Raw genomic sequence first — 24,769 nt, 5'->3', positions numbered from 1 at the left:
GTTCAGACGCCGGGATTTCCTGCTTTTGCGAACATGCTAAGTTCTTCGACAAGCTCCTTTATGCTGACCTTTATATTTTCCATCACTGCAGCATTTTCAACATCAATGTGCACCGGATCAAGCACGAGCTGCTTCGGAATGACATTGGCGTAAACACCCCGCATTACAGTTCTCATATTGTTCAGCGCGTTGATGCCGCCTTTTCCGCCTCCTCCCACTGCCAATAATGCTACAGGCTTATATTTGAATTGTTCGCTGCTTAGAAAATCCAGTGCATTTTTTAAAGCGCCGCTCATGCCGCTGTGATATTCAGGAGATAATAAGACAATCGCATCCGCTTTAGTGACGCGCTGCTTAAGCTCCTGTACCTGCAAAAGTTCGGATTGCTCCGCTTCACCGTTAAAAATCGGCAATATAAACTCGCTTAGATCAATTAGGTCTGTGTGATACAGCGCTGAAATATAGGATGCGGCAATTCTTGTTCTGCCATGTTTTCTGGGCGTACCATTTATGACTAACATATTCATTTTGTGATCTCTCCATTCAAGTTATATTTCACTGCGAAAAGCGCTGCTTGTGTGCGGTCGGCCACTTCAAGCTTTGCCAAAAGATTCGACACATGGGTTTTCACTGTTTTTTCTGAGATAAACAAGGCTGCCGCAATCTCTTTATTGCTTTTCCCGTTCGCAATTTCGTTCAGAACGTCCTTTTCCCTGCGTGTTAATTGATAAAATTTTTCTTTTTCCGGATCGTGCTGATTTCTCATATGTGTCAGCACATGGGGCATAATAGCTGAAGAAAGCCTGTATTCGCCGGCATGCACTTGTCTTAGTGTTTTCACCAATTCCTCGGGCTCTGTATCCTTTAATTGATACGCTTTCGCACCTGCCTGAAGCGCAGGGATGACATGCTCCTGATCGGAATAGCTCGTCAGCACAATGATATTGATCCCCGGAAAATGCTGTACTGCTTTTTTTATGGCTTGAATGCCGTCCATCTCAGGCATAGAAAGATCCATTAGCACAAGATCAGGTTTTGTCTCTTCGATGACACGAAGAGCTTCTGTTCCAGTTGCTGCCTCGCCGGCAACTTCAATGTCATCCTGGGTGGCAAAGAAAAAACGAAGCCCCTTTCTGACAACATGGTGGTCATCCGCAATTACAATTTTCATTGTACTGTCCTTCCTTTCTGATTGGTAAGCGGAAGCCTAATGGACAGCTTTGTTCCCGCTCCAAGCTCTGACTCAATCAAAAACGCCGCGCCGGCTTTTTCTGCCCGTTCTTTCATACCCTTGATGCCGAGTGAAGGCAGGCCTTCATGCACTTCATAACAAAACCCTGCCCCATGATCGATTATATCCAGCTCCGCACGGCACGAAGAAGCCGTCAGACTGACATACGCCGTATCAGTTCCGGCGTGCTTTTTGCAGTTATTTAAAGCTTCCTGTACGACACGCCACAGCATATGCTCCTGCTCATCAGTAAAAACAGGACAGCCTTTTTGTGTGAAAATGACATTCAATCCAATGAGCGCGCCATAGCTTTTAATAGCTTCAGACAGCCCTTTTTCCAATCCTCCGGGGCGAAGCTGCCATATTAACGCTTTCATTTCTGCGAGCGCGTCCTGTGATAGATTTTGAATGAAATCAATCATCTGCTGCAGATTCTCATCTTTTGTTAGTGTCTTTGCCGCTCTAGCTGTTAGACTGACGGAAAAAAGCATTTGATTGACAGAATCGTGAAGCTCCTGAGCGAGGCGGTTACGTTCCATTAAAAGAGCATTTTTTTGTTTATATTCAGAAAGCTTCATGCGCTGGATCGCCGTTCCGATCTGAAAGGCGACAGATTCGAGTAAATGCAGCTCTTCCTCGTCAAACATGGTTTTTCCGGCCGCCGCTACATTTAACAATCCGAATCTCCTGTCCCCGTCTTCTAAAGGAACAGTTGCATGATGCGTAATCCCTTCTGTGTCAAAACAGTGCAGTTCCTCAGCTGATTCTATGCGCTTGCAGTTCATTATATTAGCCGCCCTTCTAAGCCCTCCGTTATTAAATTTCGTCAGGCAGTAGCACTCCCCTTCACACATCAATACTTTTTCCTTGCGGCATAAAGCTGGGGGAAGATAAGCGTCGGCCGCTAACGTATAGGACCCGTCTTCTTCGATCAGAAAAATCCAGCCGGATTGAAGGTTCGTCAGACTCAGCAATTCTTTTAAAACCTCATCCAGTGTTGCTTTGACATCGTGCCCTTGGTTTAAGGTTTCCGCAATCGTTTTCAGCGTTTTTAATTTTTCCATCCTCGTTTTGCTCACATTTCTCACTCCGGCATCGGTCTTGTTATTTAAGATTATACCAGTTTTTTGTATGTCACTACTTCGCTTGAGGGAGGATTTTCTTTCAGACTTTTGGATGAGAAAAAGAAAAAAACCGGATCATTTATAATGATCCAGCTTAAACTCGAATTATTTTGCTGTAGCCTCTACAATGTCATCTACCGTCTTCATTACATCATCAGAAAGAGTGGAAAGACGCGTTTCACTGTCTTCTAAAGAGGTGCCTTTTACGGCGAAATAGAATTTGACCTTTGGCTCAGTTCCGGAAGGACGAAGGCAGAACCAAGACCCGTCTTCCAGGAAGTATTTCAGTACATTTGATTTTGGCAAGTCGATCGCTTCTTCTTTATTTTCCTTCAGAAGCGTGCGTTTGCTTACAGCGTAATCTTCGGCTGTAACAACCTGTTTGCCGGCCATTTTTTGCGGCGGGTTTTGTCTGAAGGAAGCAAGGATCGCTTCAATTTGCTCTGCTCCTTGTTTTCCTTTCAGCGTCAGGGATTTCAGCCCTTCACGGTAAAAACCGTACTCGTTAAAGAGATTGATGAGCGCTTCATACAATGACATTCCTTGTTTTTTATAGAACGCGCAAACTTCAACTGCCAAAAGCGCCGCCTGAATGGCGTCTTTGTCGCGGGCAAAGTCCCCGATTAAGTAACCGTAGCTCTCTTCATAACCGAATTGGAAGGTGTACTGGCCTGATGCCTCGTATTCCTTAATCTTTTCACCGATAAACTTAAAGCCTGTCAGCGTATCAATCGTATCAAGACCGAATGAAGAAGCGACGGCACGCCCGATTTCACTTGTGACGATTGTTTTAAGAACAACACCATTATCAGGCAGGATGCCTTGTTTTTTCTTTTCAGAAAGCAAGTAATGAAGCAGCAGTGCACCAGTTTGGTTTCCTGTCAGCACTGTATATTTGCCTTGATCGTTTTTCACCGCAATGCCAAGGCGATCAGCATCAGGGTCTGTTGCAATGAGAATATCTGCGTTCTGCTCCTCCCCAAGCTTAATGGCATATTCAAATGCCGCATGCTCTTCCGGGTTTGGAGAGCTAACAGTAGAGAAGTCTGAATCCGGCTGCTCCTGTTCTTTGACAACCGTTACATTTTTGTAGCCGAGTGCTTCAAGACCGCGTCTGACCGGTTTATTCGCAGTTCCATGCAGCGGTGTGAACACAACGTTTATATCTACTTCTCCAGATAATTCAGGATGAACGGAAATGGACGTCAATTTTTCTGTATAGACTTTATCAATGTCTTCACCAATGATCTTGATTAAGCCTTTTTCTTTTAACGCATTTTCATCGTCGACAGTGATCGTCAGCTCATTTTCAATCGCGTTTACCTGCTCAATGACAATGTCCGCTTCCTTTGGAGGCAGTTGGCCGCCGTCATCTCCGTATACTTTATAGCCGTTATATTCAGGCGGGTTATGGCTTGCCGTCACCACAATTCCCCCATAGGCGTTCAGCTGTCTGACAGCGAATGACAGCTCCGGCGTCGGGCGAAGCTCATCAAACACGTATGTTTGGATGCCTTGTGTCGCAAGTGTTTTAGCCGCTTCCATCGCGAACTCCGGCGATTTATGGCGGGAATCATAAGCAATGACAACGCCCCGCTTTTTCGCTTCCTCACCTTGCTGCGAGATATATGCCGCAAAACCTGCTGATGCTTTGCGAACAGTGTAAATATTCATCCGATTAGTCCCGGCGCCGATTTCTCCGCGCATTCCGCCGGTACCGAATTCAAGGTTTTTATAGAAGCAGTCCTCAAGAACCTGTTCATTCCCCTCTAACTCAGTGAGGCGCTCTTTCAGTTCCGGATCTAAATTTTCAGTCTGTTTCCAGCGTTCATAGCTCTTTCTCCAAGTCATATTCGTCCTCCTATGTATCAGCTTATGCCATTATTTTATATGAAGCGGGTGCCTCTGTCACTTGATAACCTGAGGTCTGGCACTTTCGGCACGTAAAAAGAAATAACGGGCTGACAGACAGCCCGTTATGATTTATTGTTCGAGCGGTACAACCGCATCGTGTAAAAGCTTGTTGAGGTTTTCTGTATGTTTGTTTTTCGCTTGCTCATCCCATTGGAATCGCTCGCTCATAAAATCAATAACGGCATCTTTATATGTTCTTACCCAATTGATATCAAAAAATAAACGTCCCGTTCTGCGGACAAAGAAGTCAGCAGGTGTTGCCGTCATCTCTTCTTCTATACTGTATTCTGCCTCAGCAAGAATATGAACCGGAATGTGGCGTTTTGCGGCCTCATCTTTCAGCGCTTCCACTCGGTTAAAGACTCGCTCTACGTTAGAGCCGTATCTGATCGCCAGCTGTTTTGCGTCTTTTTCTGATAAGCCGGCTGCGATTCCTTCTTTTGTTTTCGCAGTAACGAAGGACATAAGATTTTTAGAACCGCCGACGTGTCCTCCAGAGATTGGCATGTTTTTCGTTTTACATGGTCCGAAATCCTTTTCGCCTTCTTCTTTTAAGCGATCACGCACAAGATCGACGATGTGCTCTGCCATTTTTCTGTATCCGGTCAGTTTTCCGCCCGCGATGGTGATCAAGCCTGAGTCAGATGTCCAAATCTCGTCTTTCCGTGAAATTTCAGAAGGGTCTTTGCCTTCTTCATGAATCAGCGGACGCAGCCCCGCCCAGCTGGATTCGATGTCATTCGCAGTGATATTCAGTTCCGGGAACATGTAATTGATTGAATTGATGACATAATCACGATCCTCCGTTGTCATTCGAGGATGCTCTAGCGCCTCTTTGTAAACGGTGTCTGTTGTTCCCACGTATGTTTTGCCTTCTCGAGGAATCGCAAATACCATACGGCCGTCAGGTGTATCGAAATATACTGCCTGTTTCAGCGGAAAGACAGACTGGTCAAATACAAGGTGAATGCCTTTTGTATGCTGCAAATGCTTTCCGTTTTTGGAATGGTCTTTTTCTCTGAGCTGGTCTACCCAAGGGCCTGTCGCATTGACAATTTTTTTCGCGTACACTTTATATTCTTTTTTTGTCAGCATATCTTCAATTAATACGCCGACTGCTTTGCCTTTTTCGTAAAGGAGCTCCTTCACTTTGGAATAATTCACAGGCTCTGCACCGAATTTAACCGCTTCCTTCATGACCTCGATTGTCAGTCTTGCATCGTCAGTGCGGTACTCAACATAATAACCGCCGCCTTTTAAGCCGTCTTTTTTCACCAAAGGCTCTTTTTGCAGCGTTTCTTTTGCTGAAAGCATGCTTCTTCGTTCTGATTTTTTCACACCTGCTAAGAAGTCATAAACTCTTAAACCGATAGAAGTTGTGAATGAACCGAATGTGCCGCCTTTATGAAACGGAAGGAGCATCCATTCCGGTGTAGTAACATGCGGACCGTTTTCATAAACGATTGCCCGCTCTTTTCCTACTTCAGCGACCATTTTCACTTCAAATTGTTTTAAATAGCGCAAACCGCCATGCACAAGCTTCGTTGATCGGCTTGATGTTCCCGCCGCGAAATCCTGCATTTCGCTGAGCGCGACCTTCATTCCCCTTGATGCCGCGTCAAGAGCTGTTCCTGCTCCTGTAATTCCTCCTCCGATAATAAATAGATCATATGTTTTTTTCGTCATGTCTGTCAGCATGCGATCTCTTTCAAGACTTGAAAATTGATGTTTCATTATTGCTCCTCCTTGTTGTCACGGTGTGTAAATAGAAAAAGAGACCACAACAGCCAAAGTGCATGTTTACACTTTGGTGCTGTGGTCTCTCCTCATCTCAGGACCGTTCTTATTAACTTGTAACTATTATATCATACTTTTACTTTATTTAAAAGCCATAGCTGCTTTCACGGCTTTTTGCCAGCCTGTATACAGCTCATTTCGTTTTTCTTCTTCTAATTTCGGTTCAAACCGTTTATCCAGATTCCACTGGTTCGCGATTTCAGAACGGTCCTTCCAGAATCCCACAGCAATACCTGCCAAATAGGCCGCGCCAAGCGCAGTTGTTTCATTAATTTCAGGTCGTTCCACAGGAACATTCAGCAAATCGCCTTGGAACTGCATCAAGAAATTATTTTTCACAACTCCTCCGTCTACACGAAGCGTTTTTAATGAAATGTTTGAATCAGCTTCCATTGCGTCAAGCACATCTTTTGTCTGATAAGCCAATGACTCCAGTGTCGCACGGATAAAATGTTCTTTTGTTGTGCCTCTTGTCAAGCCGAAAACCGAACCGCGCACATCGCTGTCCCAGTAAGGTGTTCCTAAGCCGACAAATGCGGGAACAACGTATACGCCGGCAGTTGAATCCACTTTCTCCGCGTAAGATTCGCTTAGCGAGGAATCCTGGAACAATCTCAATCCGTCTCTGAGCCATTGGATGGCGGAGCCTGCGACAAAAATACTTCCTTCTAAAGCATATTCAACTTTTCCGTCAATGCCCCAAGCGATTGTCGTCAACAGCCCGTGTTCGGACTTAATTGCTTTTTCCCCTGTATTCATCAGCATGAAACATCCTGTGCCGTACGTGTTTTTTCCCATGCCTTCTTCAAAGCATGCCTGACCGAACAGTGCGGACTGCTGATCGCCTGCCGCTCCCGCAATCGGGATATTTTTTCCGAAGAAGTGGTAATCAACAGTTTCAGCATACACATGGGAAGATGGCTTCACCTCAGGCAGCATGGATTTCGGTACGCCTAAAATCTCAAGCAGTTCATCGTCCCATTTTAAATCATAAATATTAAACATCAGCGTCCTGGAGGCATTGGAGTAATCAGTCACATGCGCTTTTCCGCCTGACATTTTCCAGATGAGCCATGTATCAATCGTTCCAAACAGCAGCTCGCCTTTTTCCGCTTTTTCTCTCGCACCTTCCACATTGTCTAAAATCCATTTCACCTTCGTGCCGGAGAAATATGGATCGATTAATAGTCCTGTTTTTTCTCTGAATAGATCATTATGTCCTTTTTCACGAAGCTCCTCACAAACGCCAGACGTCTGTCTGGACTGCCAAACGATCGCATTATAGACAGGCTTTCCTGTATCCTTATCCCACACAACCGTCGTCTCGCGCTGGTTCGTGATACCGATGCCGGCAATTTGAGAAGCACTGATCCCAGATTCAGAAATGACTGATGCGATAACAGCGAGAACAGAGCCCCAAATTTCATTCGCATTATGCTCAACCCAACCTGGATGCGGGAAGTATTGTGTAAATTCCTTTTGAGCGGAGTGAACAATTTTGCCTGCTTTATTAAACAGAATCGCTCTTGAACTTGTCGTCCCCTGATCTAAGGATAAAATGTACGTTTCCATAAGATGTCTCCCCTTTGATTAAATATATTTTGAATTTGATAATGTTTTAGCTGAATGTGATTTCGTATAAACATAGAGCCCTAACAATACCACAACCAATATAACGCTTACAATCCAGAAACTGCTCGTGATCTGCCCTTTAAATGCGGCGTTGTAAAATACGCCGCCAAACGATCCGCCCAAAATCGGGCCGACTACCGGAACCCATGCATATTTCCAGTTTGACGATCCCTTGCCCGGAATCGGAAGAAAAGCGTGCGCAATCCGCGGACCTAAGTCGCGGGCCGGATTAATCGCATAGCCTGTGGTGCCCCCAAGAGAGATACCGATCGCTACAATAAGAAAACCGACGATTAAAGGATTAAGCCCTTCTGTAAATTGATTTGCCCCAATGGCCAAGATTCCAAGCACAAGGACAAATGTCCCGATCACTTCACTTAAAACGTTTGCAAATATATGCGGAATGCTGGGACCTGTTGAGAAAACACCCAGCTTGGCAGCGGGATCATCCGTTGCCTTCCAATGCGGAAGGTAATGCAGATAGATAATCACTGCACCGATGATGGCTCCAATCATTTGCGCCGCAATATAAGCCGGAACCTCTTCCCATGGAAAATCTCCTACAAATGCAAGCGCTATTGTTAGCGCCGGATTCAAATGGGCTCCGCTGATGCCGCCAACTGCATAAGCCGCCATGGCAACACCCAATCCCCATCCAAATACAATAACAATCCAGCCAGACTGGAATGAAAGCGATCTCTTTAAATTGACACCTGCACAAACACCTGCCCCAAAAATAACAAGCAGCATCGTACCGATGACTTCTCCCCAAAATGCTGTCATAGCACATTCCTCCTAAAGTCACGATTAAGAAGTATGATAGAGAAGAAGGGTATAAAAAAACCACAACAAACCGCTTTACGGGTGCATAAACATTTACCGTAAAGAGCTGCTGTGGTCTCCGAGTTCTCCATCACAATGTATTAACCTAGTGCAATTGTATCAGTGGATGAAAGCGGTGTCAATCATTTTCCGTCAAAAAGTTTTCATATTTCTTCCATAATTTGGTATTTGACGTTGTAACAGCAACAGCCCCCGCTTTCAATGCCTGTTCCACATCCTCTTCCGTACGGATGAAACCGCCAGCAAAGATGGGAATCCCTGTTTTCTCTTTTATTTCCCGAATAAGTGACGGGACGATGCCAGGCAGCACTTCAATGAAGTCAGGTTTATGCTTGCCGACAAACTCCATGCTTTTCTCCATTGCGCTTGTATCAAGAAGAAACAGGCGCTGAATCGCATAAATTTTCTTTTGCTTCGCTTTGGCAATCACGTTCGATCTTGTTGAAATAATCCCGGCTGGCTTGATGTCCTGGCAAATAAACTCCGCTCCGTATTCATCATGCTTGATCCCTTGAATCAGATCGACGTGCACCATCATGTTCTTTCCATGCTTTTGCGCTTCTCTGATCACGCCCTTTAGCTGGCCGAGATGAATATCAAGAATAACACCGTAGGAAAATGAACTGTTCAAAAACTCATCAAATTGCTTCATATTGCGAATAGCCGGTAAAATGGGCTGTTTGTGAAAACTCATCGTGTGCTCCTTTAACAAATCACTTTTATATTAAATCGTCTTAAAGCTATCTTTCACCGTTTTCACGATAAAGGAAAGGTCCTCTTCTGTCAGGCAAAATGGCGGTGCGAGCTGGATAACGTTGTTGTAGCCGGCGACTGTATCGCCGTTTTTGCCGATGATCAGGCCTTTTTCTTTGCACGCCGCAACCACTCGGTTTACTTTGTCGGCATCAGCTGGCTCTTTTGTCAATTTATCTTTGACGAGCTCGATTCCGATCAGCAGCCCTTTACCTCTCACATCTCCGACTGCCGGGTGTTCTCTTAAAGCCTGAAGCTCACCCAAAAGCGTTGCCCCAAGGTCGCGGGATCGCTGAATCAGCTGTTCGTCCTCCATAATTTGCAGGTTTTTCAACGCCAATGCACAGGCCGCCGGGCTTCCGCCGAACGTGTTCACGTGGCGAAAACGGTCATAAGGCGCTTCACCCTGGTACGCTTCGAAAATATCCCGTTTAACAGCAGTCGCTGACAATGGCAGATACGCGCTTGTGATTCCCTTTGCCATCGTAATGATATCAGGCTTCACGCCGTAATGCATAAACCCGAACGGCTCGCCTGTCCGTCCAAACCCACAGATGACTTCATCGCAAATCAAAAGAGCTCCGTGGCGGCGGCAAATGTCCTCCACCTTCTTCATATATCCGTCCGGCGGCATTAAGATGCCTCCGCCTGTAATGATGGGCTCCATGATGACCCCGGCAATCGTTTCGCTTAACTCCCATGTCATGATGCGGTCAATTTCGTTTGCGCTCTCAAGCGTGTCGGCATCCTCAGGATTCCGGTATACATCTGGCGGAGCTGCATGCAGGAACCCTTGGCTTAAAGGCTCATATTTATATTTCCGCTGTGCCTGTCCGGTAGCTGAGAGCGCCCCCAATGTGTTGCCGTGGTATGCTCTGTATCTTGAGATGAATTTATAACGGCTGTGGTCACCGTTTTGCAGATGGTACTGGCGAGCGATTTTAAAAGCGGTTTCGTTTGCTTCCGATCCGCTGTTGGAAAAAAAGATGACATAATCGCCGCCAAGCCATTCATTCAGCTTTTCCGCCAGTTGAATCGCCGGTGCGTGACTTTGCGTTAACGGGTAGTAAGGCAGCTCCTTTAATTGCTCATAGGCAGCCTCCGCAAGCTCCTTTCTGCCGTAACCAATATTGACACACCACAAACCGGACATCGCATCCAAATAGCGTCGTCCGTCTATGTCGGTCACCCAGGCCCCTTCAGCCTTTTGGGCAATCAGGCTGTCAGCTTGATGCGCTCCCTTCATGGCATGCCACACAAATTGCTCATCTTTTTGCTTTAATCCCTGATTTTGCTGAATGTTTTCCATCCCCATCATCTCCATTTCATTAGCGTTCACTAAAGTGCCAATTCAATTGAAACAGACCTTCTTCTCTTATGTGATGTCTTGGTGATGATTTCCCTGCCTTCAATATAAAGCCAGACGGGGCTAGAGTCAATAAAGCCCGGAAATAATAAAACATCCTCTTTCTCAAGACGAAAGAGGATGCAGCATCCAAAGCAGAACAGGCAAGGTGACAATGCTCAGCATCGTGCTGATAAAGGTCGCGCTCGAAACGACTTCCGGTCTTGTATTAAACTGGACAGCCATTAAAGTCGTGTTGGCAGCGGTCGGCATAGCGGCCACGAGAATCATAATTTGTTTTGTCATGTCATCCACCGGCAATATCATTGTGAAGCCTAGCGCAATCATCGGAGATACCATCAGCTTCAAAAGCAATGAATAAGAAATTTTTCTATATTCAATATTTTTGAAAGAAATCAATGCAAGCTGCATGCCAAGAATGATCATAATCATAGGAATGGCCGCATTTCCGACCAGCTCAATTCCCGTCATTAACTCTTTAGGGATTGAAATATCCATAAGCTGAAGTATTGCACCGAAAAGTGCCCCGTACGCAACAGGCATACGAATAACCCGGGTCATGACCATTTTAAATCCGCCTTCCTCCGAACCTCCTTTTGCCGCATAATACATGCCGATCGTACTCATGATTAATTGCTGCAACACCATTAACACAACGGCCGTGTCCAGTCCGGCTGTCCCAAACACCAGCAGAACAACAGGCGTGCCGTAATTGCCGTTATTCATAAAAGCGGATGACAGGATTATTGCACAGCGATCTTGGTTCGGGTACTTATGAAAAAAAGATAAAAAGTAGACAAACAGAACAAGGACCAGGCAAAGCCCCAGCACAAAAATAGAGAGATAGACATAAACCATCGTCAGCTTGTTAGTATAGAACGTATCAAATGCAAGAAAAGGAGACATTAAGTATAAGGACATTTTGGACAGTGTTTGAATATCAAAGCCGAGCGTTTTCTGTCCAATATAACCGATTGCGAAAATTCCGAAAACGGGGACTAAAACAAGCAGAAACTCCATAGGGCACCTTCTTTTCCGATATACAATTTACTTTTATTTTAAAGAAAGCGCGTAATCGTTTCAATTCCGTTTTTGATCAAAAAACCCGCCAATATTCGGGCGGGTTTCGGGATTATTTTTTATATTGAATATGATAAACATCACGCCGTCTGTCCTTTAGCTGACGCACTGTACCATTTTGGCGCTGTCTTCTGAGTATTTCCAGGTCAACATCGCCGATAACGACCATTTCAATATTAGGGTTTGTTTCACCGACAATGCCGTCTCTTGCGAATTCAAAATCAGATGGTGCAAAGATGCCTGACTGAGCATATTGGATATCCATATTTTCCGTTTGCGGAAGGTTTCCAACCGTTCCTGAGATAACCGTATAAATTTGATTTTCAACCGCTCTTGCCTGCGAACAGTATCTGACACGCAAATAGCCTTGGCGGTCTTCTGTACAAAATGGCGTAAAAATGATTTTTGCGCCTTTGTCCGCCGCAATCCGGGCAAGCTCAGGAAATTCAATGTCGTAACAGATCTGAATCGCGATTTTTCCGCAGTCCGTATCGAACACGCGAACCTGATCTCCGGCGCTGATTCCCCACCATTTGCGTTCATTCGGCGTAATATGGAGTTTATATTGCTTCTCGATCGTTCCGTCCCGTCTGAACAGGTAAGCGATATTATAAATCTTGCCTTCCTCTTCGACGAAATGAGATCCGCCGATAATGTTGACGTTGTACTTCACGGCCAAATCAGTAAATAGACTGATGTAATCTTCTGTATACTCAGTAATTCTCTGTACCGCCAAGCTCGGTGACCGTTCCTCAAGGAAAGACATCAGCTGGGTTGTGAAAATTTCCGGGAACACCGCAAAATCAGATCTTGCGTCAGAAGCGACATCGACATAGTATTCTACTTGATTCGCAAATTCATCAAAGGAATAAATTTTCTTCATTTCGTATTGAATCACACAAATTCTCACAGGGAACGCCGATTTATAATAGCGTTTTGTCTGCTGCGGAAGATAATCGACATTATTCCATTCCATCAGCGTCGCATACTTGATCGAAGCCGTATCATCAGGGAGATAATTCGGGTTAATCCGCATAAGGGTAAAGCCGTTCATCAACTGAAAAGATAGGACCGGATCGTAAATTTGGTGGCGAGTCACCTGTTCAACATACTCTCTCGCCGTCATTTCGTCTGCATATTTATGATAGTTTGGGATCCGTCCGCCTATAATGATGCTTTTCAGATTTAAGCGTCTGGCCAAGTCCTTTCTCGCCTCGTACAAACGGTGGCCGATCTTCATTCGTCTGTATTTCGGATGCACCATGACCTCAATTCCGTACATATTCAAGCCGTCCGGATTATGGTTGGTGATATAACCGTCATCTGTAATGTCCTGCCACGTATGGCGGTCATCATATTCATCAAAATTAATCAGGAGACTTGAGCACGAACCGATAATTTCACCTTCGAATTCTGCACAAAACTGCCCTTCGGGAAAATGCTCCAAATGGCTGATTAAATGCTCCCGCTTCCAAGGCTCCATCCCCGGAAAGCAATCCTTTTGAAGATCGATAATCTTATCGATGTCTTTCTCTTCGATATTGCGAATGACCATTTTCTTTTCAAAACGGGTCAAATCTAATTTCTCAGACAATCTACTCGCTCCTTTCTAGCGTTGTTTATTCAGATGATCAAGCAATAGGGCGAGCTCCATCTCCGCCATTGATTCAAGCCTGTGATCATAGTCTTCAAACATCAAGGTGCCCGTGACTTTATTCGGGACAATGACACACTTCATGCCCGCTCTTTTCGCAGCAATCGAACCGTTGACAGAATCCTCAAACGCGAGACATTCCGATGGCGATACACCAAGATTCTTTGCCGCTAATAAATACAGTTCAGGATTCGGCTTCACCTCTTCCACATCATCCGCCGTTTGAATGACCTCAAAATCATCAAACAAGCCGATTTGCTTCAAATGGCCAGACACCCACTTATAATCAGAGCTGGAGGCAAGGCCTACTTTTAAGCCTAAATCCTTTGCCGCATTCAGATACGCTTCGACACCCGGTCTCGCTTTTTCTGTTTCCATGCGTTTGGCAAACCGCTCTCTTCTCAGTTTTGTCAGCTCTTCATGGTTCAGCTTTTTGCCGATCTGCTCTTCTAAATAATCAAAAGGCCGAAATCCTGCGGCTGTTCCAATTACCTCTCCCCAGACAGACAGCGGCAGGACTGAGCCGTGTTCCTCAAATATTTCCTGAAGGACTTCATATTCATGTGTTTCTGTATCTAGAATCAGTCCGTCAAAATCAAAAATTAACGCTTTAATCACTGCGTACAACTCCTTTAGTCCGAATTGAGACATATGTATACACTCACTATACCCCGAAACATGACTGCTTTCAAAAAGTAAGGTTTATGTGAAGAAAGAGCCTGCACACCGCAAGCTCTTTCTTATTAATGAATGTTATGATGAGAAATGTTTGTCAGCGCTTCTCCTGCAGACTCGTTCGACATCTGATTGACTGCCAGGTCTCCAAGCGCAACGATCCCGACTAGATTGTTTTGATCTACAATAGGAAGGCGGCGGATTTGGTGCTGGGCCATCAGCTGCGACGCGTCTTCCAGACTCATATTAGGATTTCCTGATACGAGGTCTGTTGACATCACTTCTGAAACGGGTGTCTGGCCATCTCGGCCCTGAGCTGTAGTTCTTAATGCAATGTCACGGTCAGTCAGCATTCCTTTTAAAACACCTTGCTCTACAACGGGAATTGCCCCGACGTTATGCTGTTTCATGAGAGAAGCCGCTTCCTGAATCGTTTGATTCGGAGAAACGGTTGCCACCTGCGTTGTCATTGTATTTCTTACTGAACTCATTGTCAGCACCCCTTTCAATCATTAGTATGTTCAGACACGTGCCGATTAAAAAGGGAGTTAGAGGAAAGGTTTTATGATATGATTTCTCTGATGCAAAAAAGAGCTTTTCTGAAAATGGAAAAGCTCTTGCTGCCTAGTTATATCAGCCTTCTATGACCAAAAAAGGCTTTGTTAGTCTTCGTTTGAAAGTCGGAAAAAGAAAATGGAAAATAAATTCCAAAATCATTCAGCATCTTGCTGTTTTTTTCAAAAATCGCCTGATCACTCAAATCTGTGTGCGGCGAAGGCTTGGTCAGGATAATATGTATCATTTGCAGACAAGCCATGATTTGAAATGCTTCTTTTAATGTTCCTTGGTAATAATGGTTATTTAAAGACAAAACGCCTTTCTTTTTAAAGCGCTGAATGTCCAGTTCGGAGAAATAAAGAGGAAATACATCATGGATCAGCTCCATTGACAGCTCCTTGATAAAGCTCTCCTGTTCTGCAGTTGCTGCGTTCACAATTCTCACGTCAATCACCTTTCTTGCCATCGAATATCCTAAGTCTTAATCAAGAATAGCACAGAAAAAAACACGAAAGCTAAGGTAAGTGTTTCCTATGAGAAACAGCAGCCTTCCGCTTCGAAAAGGAGCCATTTGACATGAAACAAAAAGGCAGAGGGCTTGAGTTCCTCATCAATGAAAAACAAGATGGCCAATGGCTGTTTTCTGTACTGAAAACAGCGCTCAAAGCCTCTAAACCCGTGATTCAAGACTGGATGTCCCATCATCAGATAAAGGTCAATCACGAAGCCATCATAAACAATGTTATCGTAAAAAAAGGAGACCGTGTGTTCATTGATCTTCAGGAAAGTGAAGAATCCTCCGTCATACCACATTATGGAGAGCTTGACATTTTATTTGAGGACAATCACATGCTTATCGTCAATAAACCTGCGGGCATAGCGACGCATCCGAATGAGGATGGCCAAACTGGCACACTGGCTAATTTGATTGCATACCATTATCAGGTAAATGGGGAAATATGCAAGGTGCGCCACGTCCATCGTCTTGATCAGGATACCTCCGGCGCAATCGTTTTTGCCAAGCATCGTTTGGCACAGGCCATCCTGGATCAGCAATTAGAGAAAAAGACGCTTAAACGCACGTATACCGCCATCGCTGAAGGAAGGCTAAAGTCAAAAAAAGGGACAATTGATTCACCGATCGGCAGAGACAGATCACACCCGACAAGACGCCGGATTTCACCAGGGGGTCAAACAGCCGTCACTCATTTCAAGGTAATTGCCAGCAATGCGAAAGAGCGGCTGTCGCTCGTTGAATTAGAGCTGGAAACAGGCAGAACACACCAAATTCGTGTTCATATGGCGAGCATCGGCCACCCGCTGACAGGAGACTTGCTTTACGGAGGCGGGAGCAAGCTGCTAAACAGACAGGCGCTCCACGCCAAAAAGGTACAAGCCATTCACCCGATAACCGGCGAGCTGATTGTTGCCGAAGCGCCTTTCCCGGCTGATATAGAAAACCTTTGCCACACTTATTTTTCATGAAGAAAAGCCGCAGGAATGGCCTGCGGCTTTTTAAGTGACTCGTTTTCCGTATATAATATAGCGCTTCGGGGCGTTTCCGACATATGAAAACGGATAACAGGTCGTAAGAATAAGCTCTTCCTTTTCATGCTGGAGCGTAATAATGGATGTGTCATCCTTATCGACAATTTTTGTTTTTACAATTTCATATGTGAAATCTCCATATGACAGGAGTATACGGAGCTGATCCCCCTTTTCCAGCTCTCCCGTCCGGCGAAACACGGTATCCCGATGTCCTGACAACACAATTTGCCCGTTTTCATCAGGATAATAGCTGTCCTTGTAATGCCCGACACCTTTTTCTAAATCATCTGCATCAGTGCCCTCCACGATCGGAAGCTCTGCGTTGATTTTCGGTATTTCTAAGATGCCGCTCGCTTGGCCGGTCTCAGGCTTAAATGATGCTTTGTTCCCTGCTTGACCTGCGCTTTGTTTCGTGTCCGAAGCTTCCTGCGGCTTTTCAGCCGCCAGTTTTGCTTCTTTTAATGTCTGTTCGGTCTTCATATTCGTATCGATCAATTTAAGGCCTCCATAGCCTGTGATCAAAAGACCGACCGCAATAATGACGAGTGGAATAATCTTTTTCACGTTCTGGAGGCGCTCCTTTTTCTTCTGACATATAGATAAGTTCCTGACAGTGTCACCGCCGCGCCGATTACCATAAAGTTATAGTGGCCCGCTGATGTATCCGGAAGCTGATGATCAGACCCGCCTTTCGAAGTTCCGTTTTGTAAAGGCAATGTGCTGATCTTACCGGCTGTGTCAGCATTTTTTTCATCGCTCGGCATTTCACCTAATCTCAAAATGTCTGAAGGCGTCAGCTGATGAACCGGCACAGTGCCTGGAGTCTCTTTTATATCTGTCTGGTCTTCCCCAGGTGCTGGGTCCTCTTTAACCGGCTGCTCCGTTCCCGGGTCATCTCCCGGCTCTTCCGTAACTGGATCTTCTGTTACAGGGTCTTCAATGCCGCCGGCTTCAGCTAGTTTAATTCTTCCCTCTTTTGTATACACAATAGGCTCATCAAAGCTTTTTACGTACTCAACTGTCGCGTCCAAATCCTCAGGCCCTGTTACCGGATTTTTCCCAAGCAGTCCGATTGGCTGATATTTGGTTCCTGTTGCTGTCGCCATAAAATTGTTGACGGTCAATGTATATGTGGTATCGGGCTGAATCTCGGTGCCATCTGCCATTTTCATATCGACAGCTTTTCCGGTTTCTTTGTCCCACGTATACGTAAACCCGCTGATGCTGTAGTCAGGCCCAAAAACCGGCGAGATTTGCGCATTGACAATCTCTCTTAAATCTTTCCCTTTAATCTCAAGCTTCGTTAACACATTTCCGAACGGCTGGATATTGTAAAGATCTCCCCACATAATGGGTCCCTTCTTCAGCGCTTCACGTATTCCGCCGCCATTCATTAGGGCAAAATCTGTTTTCATGGCCGCTCGCATGCCATCCGCAATCAGGTTTCCAAGAGGCGTATCACCATCATTCGAATACCCCCCTTCCATATCAACAGCCGCTTCGCCGACGACCTCGCTGATAATCGGCTCAGCAAGTGTTTGATATTTCTTTAAAATGGCTGACGCTCTGGCATCCGGTTCTATTTTACTTTGATCAACATATAGGATTTCCGCCGACTTTTTGACAATGTCTTTTGTCGTTTTATCGAGCTCTACATCAACAACACTTATGGCTTTTCCATATTCAAACGCCTGAACAATCAGTTTTCCATTCACTTCACCGTTAACAACCTTATGATTATGCGCTGCAAAAATCACGTCGATTTCAGAATCTGTTTTGTTTGCAAGATCAGCAGATTCACCGGTAATTGCGGTGCCATTCTGTTCGGCTGACATATGCGCGAGAACCGCGATGGCCTTTACGCCTTTTTTCTTCAGCTCTTCTGCCGCCTCATTCACCGCTGTTACTTCATCTGTAAACTCGATGTTTTTTATTCCGTCTGGCATGACCATGCCCGCGGCCGACTGTGTGACAACCCCGATAAAAGCAACGGGTATGCCCTCCACATTTATGATGTCATATGCCGGCAAAAAGGGCTCTCCTGTAGATTTCATTTTACAATTGGCGCATACGAGGGGAAAGTTCTGTCCATCATATCCGCTTGTGCCTTTCGGGTGGTCTCCGCCATTTAAGATCCTCAGCAGTTCATCCGTGCCTTCATCGAACTCGTGATTGCCGACAGTTCCGACATCAAATCCGATGTCCTCCATCAGCTCTACAGTCGGTTCATCTTGAAGAAGAGATGAAACTGGAGAGCTGCCTCCAATCATATCTCCCGCGTGCACAATCAGCGTGTTTTTCTTTTCGGCCTTTTTCTCCTTCAAATATGCGGCGGCATAGTCCATGCGTCCAAATGTGCCGTCTGCAGCTCCGTTCCCATCGAGATCAAGCTCATATTGCTGATCGATCTTGCCATGCAAATCATTCATGCCGAGAATTCTAAGCGGTATATTTTCTTGAGGTGCCGTTTGCCTCTTTTTATATCCTGCGTTCCCCGCTTCACTTGCTGAGGCGAAGAAAATTCTGTTTTCCACAGCTACCTGCTTCCAGTCGGCCGGCTGCACATACGTTTTATTTGACGAATCTCCCACATATCTTGTCAGGCCTTTTCCTTGCTCTCTAGCTCTAAATTCAAACGGCATTTCCAAGAGGGGATCGTCTTCATTCCAAATTCCTTTTTGCTCTTTCTTCGCGGCAGCAACGGCAGCCTGAAACTGCTGATAATCCTCTTCATTGTCAACCGGCCAAATAAAATATGTCGGAGCATAGCCATTTTTCACAAGCTCTAAGTTCACGTTTGAACCCGATTCGGTTATGACCTGCCCAAGAAGTCTGCCATAGCTGTCCTTGGCTTCACTTCCGACCTTAACCGTAATTTTATCTCCTGAAGACAGAACCGTTTTTAGATAGTCAGATGCTTTTTTGCCAAATCTTAATTGATTTTCGTCTGCTTCATTTTTGGGTGTGTGATACGTTTCAGGTGTATCTACATTTACAAAACGGATTTTTGTCGTTCCAAGTACCGGAGATTTAAGATGGATGGTATCACCGTCAACAACCCGGTCAACAATACCTTCATATTCACCCTCCACAGCTGGAGGTGCGGGCTGTTCTTCTAGCAGCTTCACGTCAGACGCTTTTCGCGGAAGTAGCTGAAGGGATTGGTATCTGCTTAATACACCGGTAAATTCATACCATTTACCCTCATCAAGTTCGTCTATCACCCCTGTTTCATTCATAACCCGGAGCGTCATAGCATGGTGGTCTTCATCAATCATCGTTACATTGTAACCGCCGCCGGCAGGAGAATTTGGAATTGAGGAAACAAACGCTTTTAGTGTTACAAGGCGGCCTTCAAACTGATCACCCAGACTGCTGTTAACCAGTTCATCGATTGTTGAATGTTTAGGAGCGGGGAGAGATTGGTTTGACTGGTTGATTTTGATGCCTGATGATTTTGGAACAATTTCTTTCAGCCCTTGGTATGTTGTGATTTTCCCTGTCACCGTGATATCCATGCCTTCTTTTAATTCAGGAAATTGCCCCGGTACAGCCGAATAAATGTTAATGCCCCCGGTTTCATCCTGCATATAGGTCGACAGCTTCCCGCCTCCGACCGCACTTTGATCAGCAGTGACGATCCCTTTTATCGTTACTTCTTCATTCAGCCGTCCCCGCGCTTCATGTATTGTGACTGGCTGTTCAGCCGGCGGAGTTTTCGTGTCATCAGTTACATCCATCGACTGAACATTCTTAAGTCCTGTCGTATTAAAGTAATCTTCAAGCTTTCCTTGAACAGTTATCTTTTTTCCTAGAAGAAGCGGATTGGTTTGCAGCCCAAATTGGCTTCTGAAGGCGGAGGGGATTTGCACAGGAAGGATGTGATCAGACGATGTCTCGTTTTTACTGTCTGCCAGCGCGACATTATAATCATTTGAAAAAGGGCTTGTCAGCTTATAATGCTGCGGGGAAACAGCCTGGCCGACAGCATATCCTTCAACAAGCGCCTGTCCTTCTTTTTGCTGTATCGCCTTATCAACCGTTAGCGGCTGTTGTGGCTCAGCTGCCTTTACAGCTTCGCACGTGTACATCACATTCAAGAACATCAATGCTGTGATCAAGACAATATGCAGAATACGCCTCATCATTTTTCCTCCCTTAATATACACATTATGACAACGACTTTGTCTGCTTATCATTTCGACAGACAGCATATAATTCCTTTCGGGCTTCTGCATAAAACGCGCCAGACTGACACATAATACAGCTGATCTGAAAAAAAAGGAGGAATTCGGTTTGGATCAGTTAAATCAGCAGCAGCAATCCCAAATGAATAAAGGTATTCCTGGCAAGCCGCATAAAAATCACGGCGGACATGAAATGTTTGATATGCACGAGGTGCTTTCCGGAACACTTACTGTGCTAGATCAGTTTATGATGCTGAGACAATTTTGTAAGGATCAAGAACTATTAAACATCCTTGATCGTCAACATCAATTCATTACGTCTCAATACAACTTAACTGCAGAATGCTTCAAAACAGGAAGCGAACCTTCACAAAAAACAGCAACTTACATGATGAAGGAAGACAACCAGACTGTTTACGGCATGCAGCCGTCACAACCTAAAAAACCTGTTCAATCTATGAATGATATTGATGACAGTATCATCAGCCGACAAATGCTTTGCGCGATTAAAGCACAGGCTTCTATGCTGACGATGGCTTCTCTGGAAATGACAAACCCAGCCGTCAGACGAGTACTGTCTGCGCAAATTCAGCAGTATGTTGAAATGGCTTTTGAAATTTTCCTATACCAAAACAAACACGGCTATTACCAAGTTCCTCAGCTAGATGCGCAAGATATGGAACAATTGAGAAATTCATTTGCTCCGGCACAAGGGCAAATGCCTCCAACTCAAGGCGGTATGGGACAGCAACAGCAAGGACTTCATTAAATAACAAAGGCATTGGATTGATACTATCCAATGCCTCACTGTTTTCTTCAAATGTTTTCTTAAAATCTTTTTCAAATTGATCAAGACTTTCATTTGTTGCCGATTGAAACCCTTTTTTAAAGTTCCCTTTTTTTGCCGTTTCCTTTATCATTTCTGAAATAATGTCTTTCCCGTATTTGTCCGTCAGCTCATTGATCATATAAAAGCTTTGCAAATAGACATCAGTCTCAAATTCAGCTCGGGCTTTCTGCCAGTCTTGATCTGACTGTAAACGGTCAAAGGGCACAACAGAAAACGTGATCGGATCTATGAGCAATTCATAGTTCGCGATCCACTCGCTTAGCCCTTCATGAAACCATAGCGGAAACTTATCGGGATCTGCTTCAAGCTCCTTCAATTTCTGGTGAAAGGCATGGTGCGTGTATTCATGAATCAACAATCTCTGGTACAAATAAACCGCTACCTCGTCACCTTCTAACAATTTCTTTTTCTCTTCAGGCAACAATCCGATCAACTGCTCCCGCTCAGAATAAAAACCGACGACATCCAATAAACCGGAGTAAGCCTCCATCTGTTTTTCATTAGAAAAAAAAATAATATCAATAGGCTTTTGATTCGAATATCCAATCATAATCTGATTAATACTGACCGCATATTCAAGCGTATCTTTCGTCAATGGCAGTAAGGACTTTTCCTTAGAAGTGTAATAAATATCGGCCTGTTTAAATGACTCTTTCTTCATGTGCTTCGTCACTTGTTCTTTTGTTATACCAGATGCCTGCCCTGGCAAAGACAGTATATACATCGTGCTTGATACGATGGCCGAGCTTACAGCCAGCATCACAAGGACTCCGCACAGGAATAGAGCGGATGCCGCACGCTTTCCTATGCCATCCCGCAAACGTCTCCCTCCCTGAGCCGGTCCGTCTTGTACCTTTTATTTTTACTCTATGCAGCCTGCGTTTGCGGTGTGTCATTAACGCAAAGAAAAAGCCGCACAAATTATGCGGCTTTTTTCATTTATTCAGCTTGCGGGAATATACGCTGTACAGTTTCACTGAATTCATCGAAGAATCCTGCAACCGGATCGCCATTTTGTATCCGCTCGCCATATCCCTGCATTCGGTCTACAAAGTCTGGATTGGCAGAAACATAAACATTATCCATGTTTTTATCAGTGTCTCTTACTTTATCGGAAATTTTCTTTTTCAGATCTTTTCCAACTTCTTTATTTCCATTTGTTAATACAACAGCAACATATGCTTGATTTCCGGCAACGATTACATTTGCATGTTTTACTTCTTTCATATCTGTGATTTTATCAGCAGCATCGTCAGCAACTTCTAATTTGCGGTTATCATTACCGTTGTTGTTGTTGCCGTTATCGTTGACATTGCCAGTTAGATTATTATCGACATTGTCACGATTATTATTGGCATCGTTCATATTTCTTGTGCCATTATTGTTTACCGGGTTGCGGTAATTAACGTTTTCTGGATTTGCATTATCACGTCTGCCCTCACCCTGATTGGCCATACCGCAGCCAGTCATAAGCAAAGGGATAAGCAGCATGGACGCAAGGACTTGTTTTTTTCCAAGCATGTGAATTCCTCCTTTATCACTTTACTTATAGGTTTTTCTAAATGGTTTTAATTATGCATGTTATTCTGAAGGAAATGCTTTCCCGGGAAATAAAACGGTTAATTTGTCTAATGAGAGGGGAAAATATCAATACACTTATAAAGGAGGGATCACGTTGTTCAACCAGCGAAAAGGAATCAGTCCGACAGCCTTATTTATTGGTTCAACTATGCTTATTGCTGCTTTATCACCACAGATCCGCCAAAGAATCAGCGGTTTTATTACAGGTCAAATGAACAAACAGAATTCTAAAAATAACATGTTTGGTGCTTCTAATGTAGGAAACATGGTCAAACAAGCACTTGGCGGCGGTAATCATCAGGAACGTTCGCAAAATCAAAGCCAACAGCAAAATGGCCGTCAGCATCAACACGCCGGAACGCAGCAAACCCAGCATCAGCATACACAGACTCAAACTAGGCAAACTGAGACAGCAGCGAAAAAAAGACAGCCGCATTATGCTGAACCTATTCAATTTGAACAAAGCGCAATGAATGTGATGGACGACAACACCATGATGGAAATGCTGGAGGACTTAGAACCCGGCCGTTAAAAAAAACGTGTAATCCAAGATGGATTACACGTTTTTATATGTTACGCTTCTTCAGCTTCAATCACTCTGGATTGATCATTAAATACCCCTGGATCAATTTCCTTCGTAACCTTACTCGTAATGAGACCAGATGTCATACTTCCGCTGACATTCAAAGCAGTACGCCCCATGTCAATTAACGGTTCGATTGAAATTAATAAACCGGCGAGGGCTACAGGCATATTTAATGATGATAAAACAAGAAGCGCCGCAAATGTCGCTCCGCCGCCAACTCCGGCAACACCGAAGGAGCTGATGGCAACGACAGCGATAACTGTGATGATAAATACCGGGTCAAACGGATTTTGGCCAATAGTCGGGGCAATCATCATCGCCAGCATCGCAGGATAAATGCCTGCGCATCCATTTTGACCGATTGAAAGACCGAACGAACCGGCAAAGTTTGCTATTCCTTCCGGCACACCCATGCTTCTCTGTGTTTTAATATTCAACGGCAAAGCACCAGCGCTTGACCGTGACGTAAACGCAAATACAAGTACAGGGAGAGCCTTTTTCAAATAAACAATCGGATTCAAGCCGCTGAGCGTCAGCAGAAGCAAATGAATGATAAACATTGTGATTAACGCGGCATACGAAGCAACCACAAACATTCCTAATTTTAGAATGCTGTCAATATCACTCGTGGCAATCGTTTTAGTCATAATGGCCAGCACCCCATAAGGCGTCAGTCTCAAAATGAGGGTGACCACACGCATGACAATGGCATAAACGGCATCAACCATTTTTTTAAATATTTCTGCCTGTTCCGGCTGTTTATGTTTCACGCCTAGGAATGCCATTCCAAGGAAAGCGGCAAAAATAACGACTGCGATTGTTGAAGTCGGTCTAGCTCCCGTAAAATCTAAAAATGGGTTTCCCGGCAGCAGTTCAACAATCTGCTGCGGCAGCGTTTTCGCTGTCATATCCTCTGATTTCTGCTGAAGCTCCTGTCCCCGTGAAAGCTCTGTACTTCCTTGGTCAACCTGAATCGCCTGCAGATCAAATGAAAGCGCGGACGCGATACCGACAGCTGCAGCAACAGCTGTTGTTGCTACTAAAATCCCGATAATCAAACCGCTGATTTTCCCAAGATTTTTTGTCAGCTTCAGCTTTGTAAATGCGCCGAGAATCGAAATAAAGACGAGCGGCATGACAACCATCTGAAGCAATTTGACATATCCGCCCCCGGCAATATTAAACCAGTCGGCTGTTTGAATGACTATATTTGAAGTCGGGCCGTATATCAGCTGAAGCGCAAATCCGAATACAATCCCCAGCCCCAGCGCAGTAAATACACGTTTAGAGAAGGAAACATGTTTTTTCTGCATAACAAAAAGCCCAAAGATAAGTAAAAATAAAATAAATACATGTAATACGACTAGTAAAGTCTCCAAAGCAGGTAAAC

21 protein-coding genes and 1 pseudogene are annotated in these 24,769 nt (G+C 44.7%); 3 read left to right on the top strand and 19 right to left on the bottom strand.

All coding sequences use genetic code 11. The features are described from left to right. Nucleotides 1-2: 2 nt before the first annotated feature. The 14 genes from yhdA to AC4CV5_RS05685 all read right to left on the bottom strand — a co-directional run bounded on the left by yhdA (nt 3) and on the right by AC4CV5_RS05685 (nt 15,093). Nucleotides 3-527 (bottom strand): FMN-dependent NADPH-azoreductase, encoded by a 525-nt coding sequence (gene yhdA / locus AC4CV5_RS05750; RefSeq protein WP_490922245.1) that lies wholly within the window; start codon nt 525-527, stop codon nt 3-5. Then, nucleotides 524-1,171, bottom strand: coding sequence for a response regulator (locus tag AC4CV5_RS05745; protein ID WP_222142495.1), 648 nt, complete (start codon nt 1,169-1,171; stop codon nt 524-526). Before AC4CV5_RS05745 ends, yhdA begins: the two co-directional genes overlap by 4 nt. Continuing rightward, nucleotides 1,168-2,310 (bottom strand): GAF domain-containing sensor histidine kinase, encoded by a 1,143-nt coding sequence (locus AC4CV5_RS05740; RefSeq protein WP_166853800.1) that lies wholly within the window; start codon nt 2,308-2,310, stop codon nt 1,168-1,170. Before AC4CV5_RS05740 ends, AC4CV5_RS05745 begins: the two co-directional genes overlap by 4 nt. A gap of 150 nt (nt 2,311-2,460) precedes the next feature. Beyond that, nucleotides 2,461-4,206, bottom strand: a complete 1,746-nt coding sequence (locus AC4CV5_RS05735) for a phospho-sugar mutase (RefSeq protein WP_490922244.1) — start codon at nt 4,204-4,206, stop codon at nt 2,461-2,463. Between the two features lie 132 nt (nt 4,207-4,338). Continuing rightward, nucleotides 4,339-6,006 (bottom strand): glycerol-3-phosphate dehydrogenase, encoded by a 1,668-nt coding sequence (glpD, locus tag AC4CV5_RS05730; protein WP_166854699.1) that lies wholly within the window; start codon nt 6,004-6,006, stop codon nt 4,339-4,341. 141 nt (nt 6,007-6,147) lie between these two features. After that, nucleotides 6,148-7,638: a glycerol kinase GlpK gene (gene glpK / locus AC4CV5_RS05725; protein WP_490922242.1), complete on the bottom strand. Its 1,491-nt coding sequence runs from the start codon at nt 7,636-7,638 to the stop codon at nt 6,148-6,150. A gap of 18 nt (nt 7,639-7,656) precedes the next feature. After that, nucleotides 7,657-8,481, bottom strand: a complete 825-nt coding sequence (gene glpF, locus AC4CV5_RS05720; protein ID WP_166853803.1) for a glycerol uptake facilitator protein GlpF — start codon at nt 8,479-8,481, stop codon at nt 7,657-7,659. Between the two features lie 178 nt (nt 8,482-8,659). Continuing rightward, nucleotides 8,660-9,235 carry a glycerol uptake operon antiterminator GlpP gene (glpP, locus tag AC4CV5_RS05715; protein ID WP_166853804.1) on the bottom strand — a complete coding sequence of 192 codons (576 nt, stop codon included), beginning with the start codon at nt 9,233-9,235 and terminating at the stop codon, nt 8,660-8,662. A gap of 30 nt (nt 9,236-9,265) precedes the next feature. After that, nucleotides 9,266-10,618, bottom strand: a complete 1,353-nt coding sequence (locus AC4CV5_RS05710) for an aspartate aminotransferase family protein (protein WP_456521004.1) — start codon at nt 10,616-10,618, stop codon at nt 9,266-9,268. A 147-nt stretch (nt 10,619-10,765) separates the two neighbouring features. Continuing rightward, nucleotides 10,766-11,680 (bottom strand): AEC family transporter, encoded by a 915-nt coding sequence (locus tag AC4CV5_RS05705; protein WP_490922240.1) that lies wholly within the window; start codon nt 11,678-11,680, stop codon nt 10,766-10,768. Between the two features lie 112 nt (nt 11,681-11,792). Continuing rightward, entirely contained in the window at nt 11,793-13,334 is a 1,542-nt protein-coding gene (locus tag AC4CV5_RS05700; RefSeq protein ID WP_222142490.1) for a bifunctional GNAT family N-acetyltransferase/carbon-nitrogen hydrolase family protein, read from the bottom strand. Between the two features lie 15 nt (nt 13,335-13,349). Continuing rightward, nucleotides 13,350-14,012, bottom strand: a complete 663-nt coding sequence (locus AC4CV5_RS05695) for an HAD family hydrolase (RefSeq protein ID WP_166853807.1) — start codon at nt 14,010-14,012, stop codon at nt 13,350-13,352. Nucleotides 14,013-14,137: 125 nt separating this feature from the next. Continuing rightward, nucleotides 14,138-14,560, bottom strand: coding sequence for a CBS domain-containing protein (locus tag AC4CV5_RS05690; protein WP_490922238.1), 423 nt, complete (start codon nt 14,558-14,560; stop codon nt 14,138-14,140). A gap of 137 nt (nt 14,561-14,697) precedes the next feature. Continuing rightward, nucleotides 14,698-15,093: a YhcU family protein gene (locus tag AC4CV5_RS05685; RefSeq protein WP_166853809.1), complete on the bottom strand. Its 396-nt coding sequence runs from the start codon at nt 15,091-15,093 to the stop codon at nt 14,698-14,700. A 110-nt stretch (nt 15,094-15,203) separates the two neighbouring features. Here AC4CV5_RS05685 and AC4CV5_RS05680 point away from each other — a divergent pair, with 110 nt between their 5' ends. Then, nucleotides 15,204-16,112: an RluA family pseudouridine synthase gene (locus AC4CV5_RS05680; RefSeq protein WP_326221058.1), complete on the top strand. Its 909-nt coding sequence runs from the start codon at nt 15,204-15,206 to the stop codon at nt 16,110-16,112. 30 nt (nt 16,113-16,142) lie between these two features. Here AC4CV5_RS05680 and srtA read toward each other — a convergent pair whose 3' ends face one another. Continuing rightward, nucleotides 16,143-16,739, bottom strand: a complete 597-nt coding sequence (gene srtA / locus AC4CV5_RS05675) for a sortase SrtA (RefSeq protein ID WP_326221060.1) — start codon at nt 16,737-16,739, stop codon at nt 16,143-16,145. Beyond that, nucleotides 16,736-20,320 (bottom strand): sortase-dependent nonspecific endonuclease YhcR, encoded by a 3,585-nt coding sequence (yhcR, locus tag AC4CV5_RS05670; protein ID WP_490922237.1) that lies wholly within the window; start codon nt 20,318-20,320, stop codon nt 16,736-16,738. The genes srtA and yhcR overlap by 4 nt, the downstream gene beginning before the upstream one ends. 151 nt (nt 20,321-20,471) lie before the next feature. Between yhcR and AC4CV5_RS05665 the strand changes: the two genes are divergently transcribed. Next, on the top strand, nt 20,472-21,131 hold the full coding sequence (locus AC4CV5_RS05665) for a spore coat protein (RefSeq protein WP_166853813.1): 660 nt from the start codon (nt 20,472-20,474) through the stop codon (nt 21,129-21,131). Here the strand turns inward: AC4CV5_RS05665 and AC4CV5_RS05660 are convergent. Together AC4CV5_RS05660 and AC4CV5_RS05655 are read right to left on the bottom strand one after the other, a co-directional pair. Then, nucleotides 21,057-22,032, bottom strand: a pseudogene (locus AC4CV5_RS05660) (gluzincin family metallopeptidase). The gene AC4CV5_RS05665 and the pseudogene AC4CV5_RS05660 overlap by 75 nt on opposite strands. A gap of 119 nt (nt 22,033-22,151) precedes the next feature. Then, complete coding sequence (locus tag AC4CV5_RS05655; protein WP_248602568.1) at nt 22,152-22,733, bottom strand: YhcN/YlaJ family sporulation lipoprotein; 582 nt, start codon at nt 22,731-22,733, stop codon at nt 22,152-22,154. A gap of 208 nt (nt 22,734-22,941) precedes the next feature. Between AC4CV5_RS05655 and AC4CV5_RS05650 the strand changes: the two genes are divergently transcribed. Next, nucleotides 22,942-23,325, top strand: coding sequence for a hypothetical protein (locus AC4CV5_RS05650; protein ID WP_166854701.1), 384 nt, complete (start codon nt 22,942-22,944; stop codon nt 23,323-23,325). Nucleotides 23,326-23,366: 41 nt separating this feature from the next. Here AC4CV5_RS05650 and tcyP read toward each other — a convergent pair whose 3' ends face one another. Further along, complete coding sequence (tcyP, locus tag AC4CV5_RS05645) at nt 23,367-24,758, bottom strand: L-cystine transporter TcyP (protein ID WP_222142484.1); 1,392 nt, start codon at nt 24,756-24,758, stop codon at nt 23,367-23,369. Between the last annotated feature and the right edge of the window lie 11 nt (nt 24,759-24,769).

The sequence above is a fragment of the Bacillus sp. NS1 genome, assembly GCF_058248265.1.
Note: the sequence above shows the minus strand (reverse complement) of the source record. Positions and strands in the feature narration are given on the sequence as shown.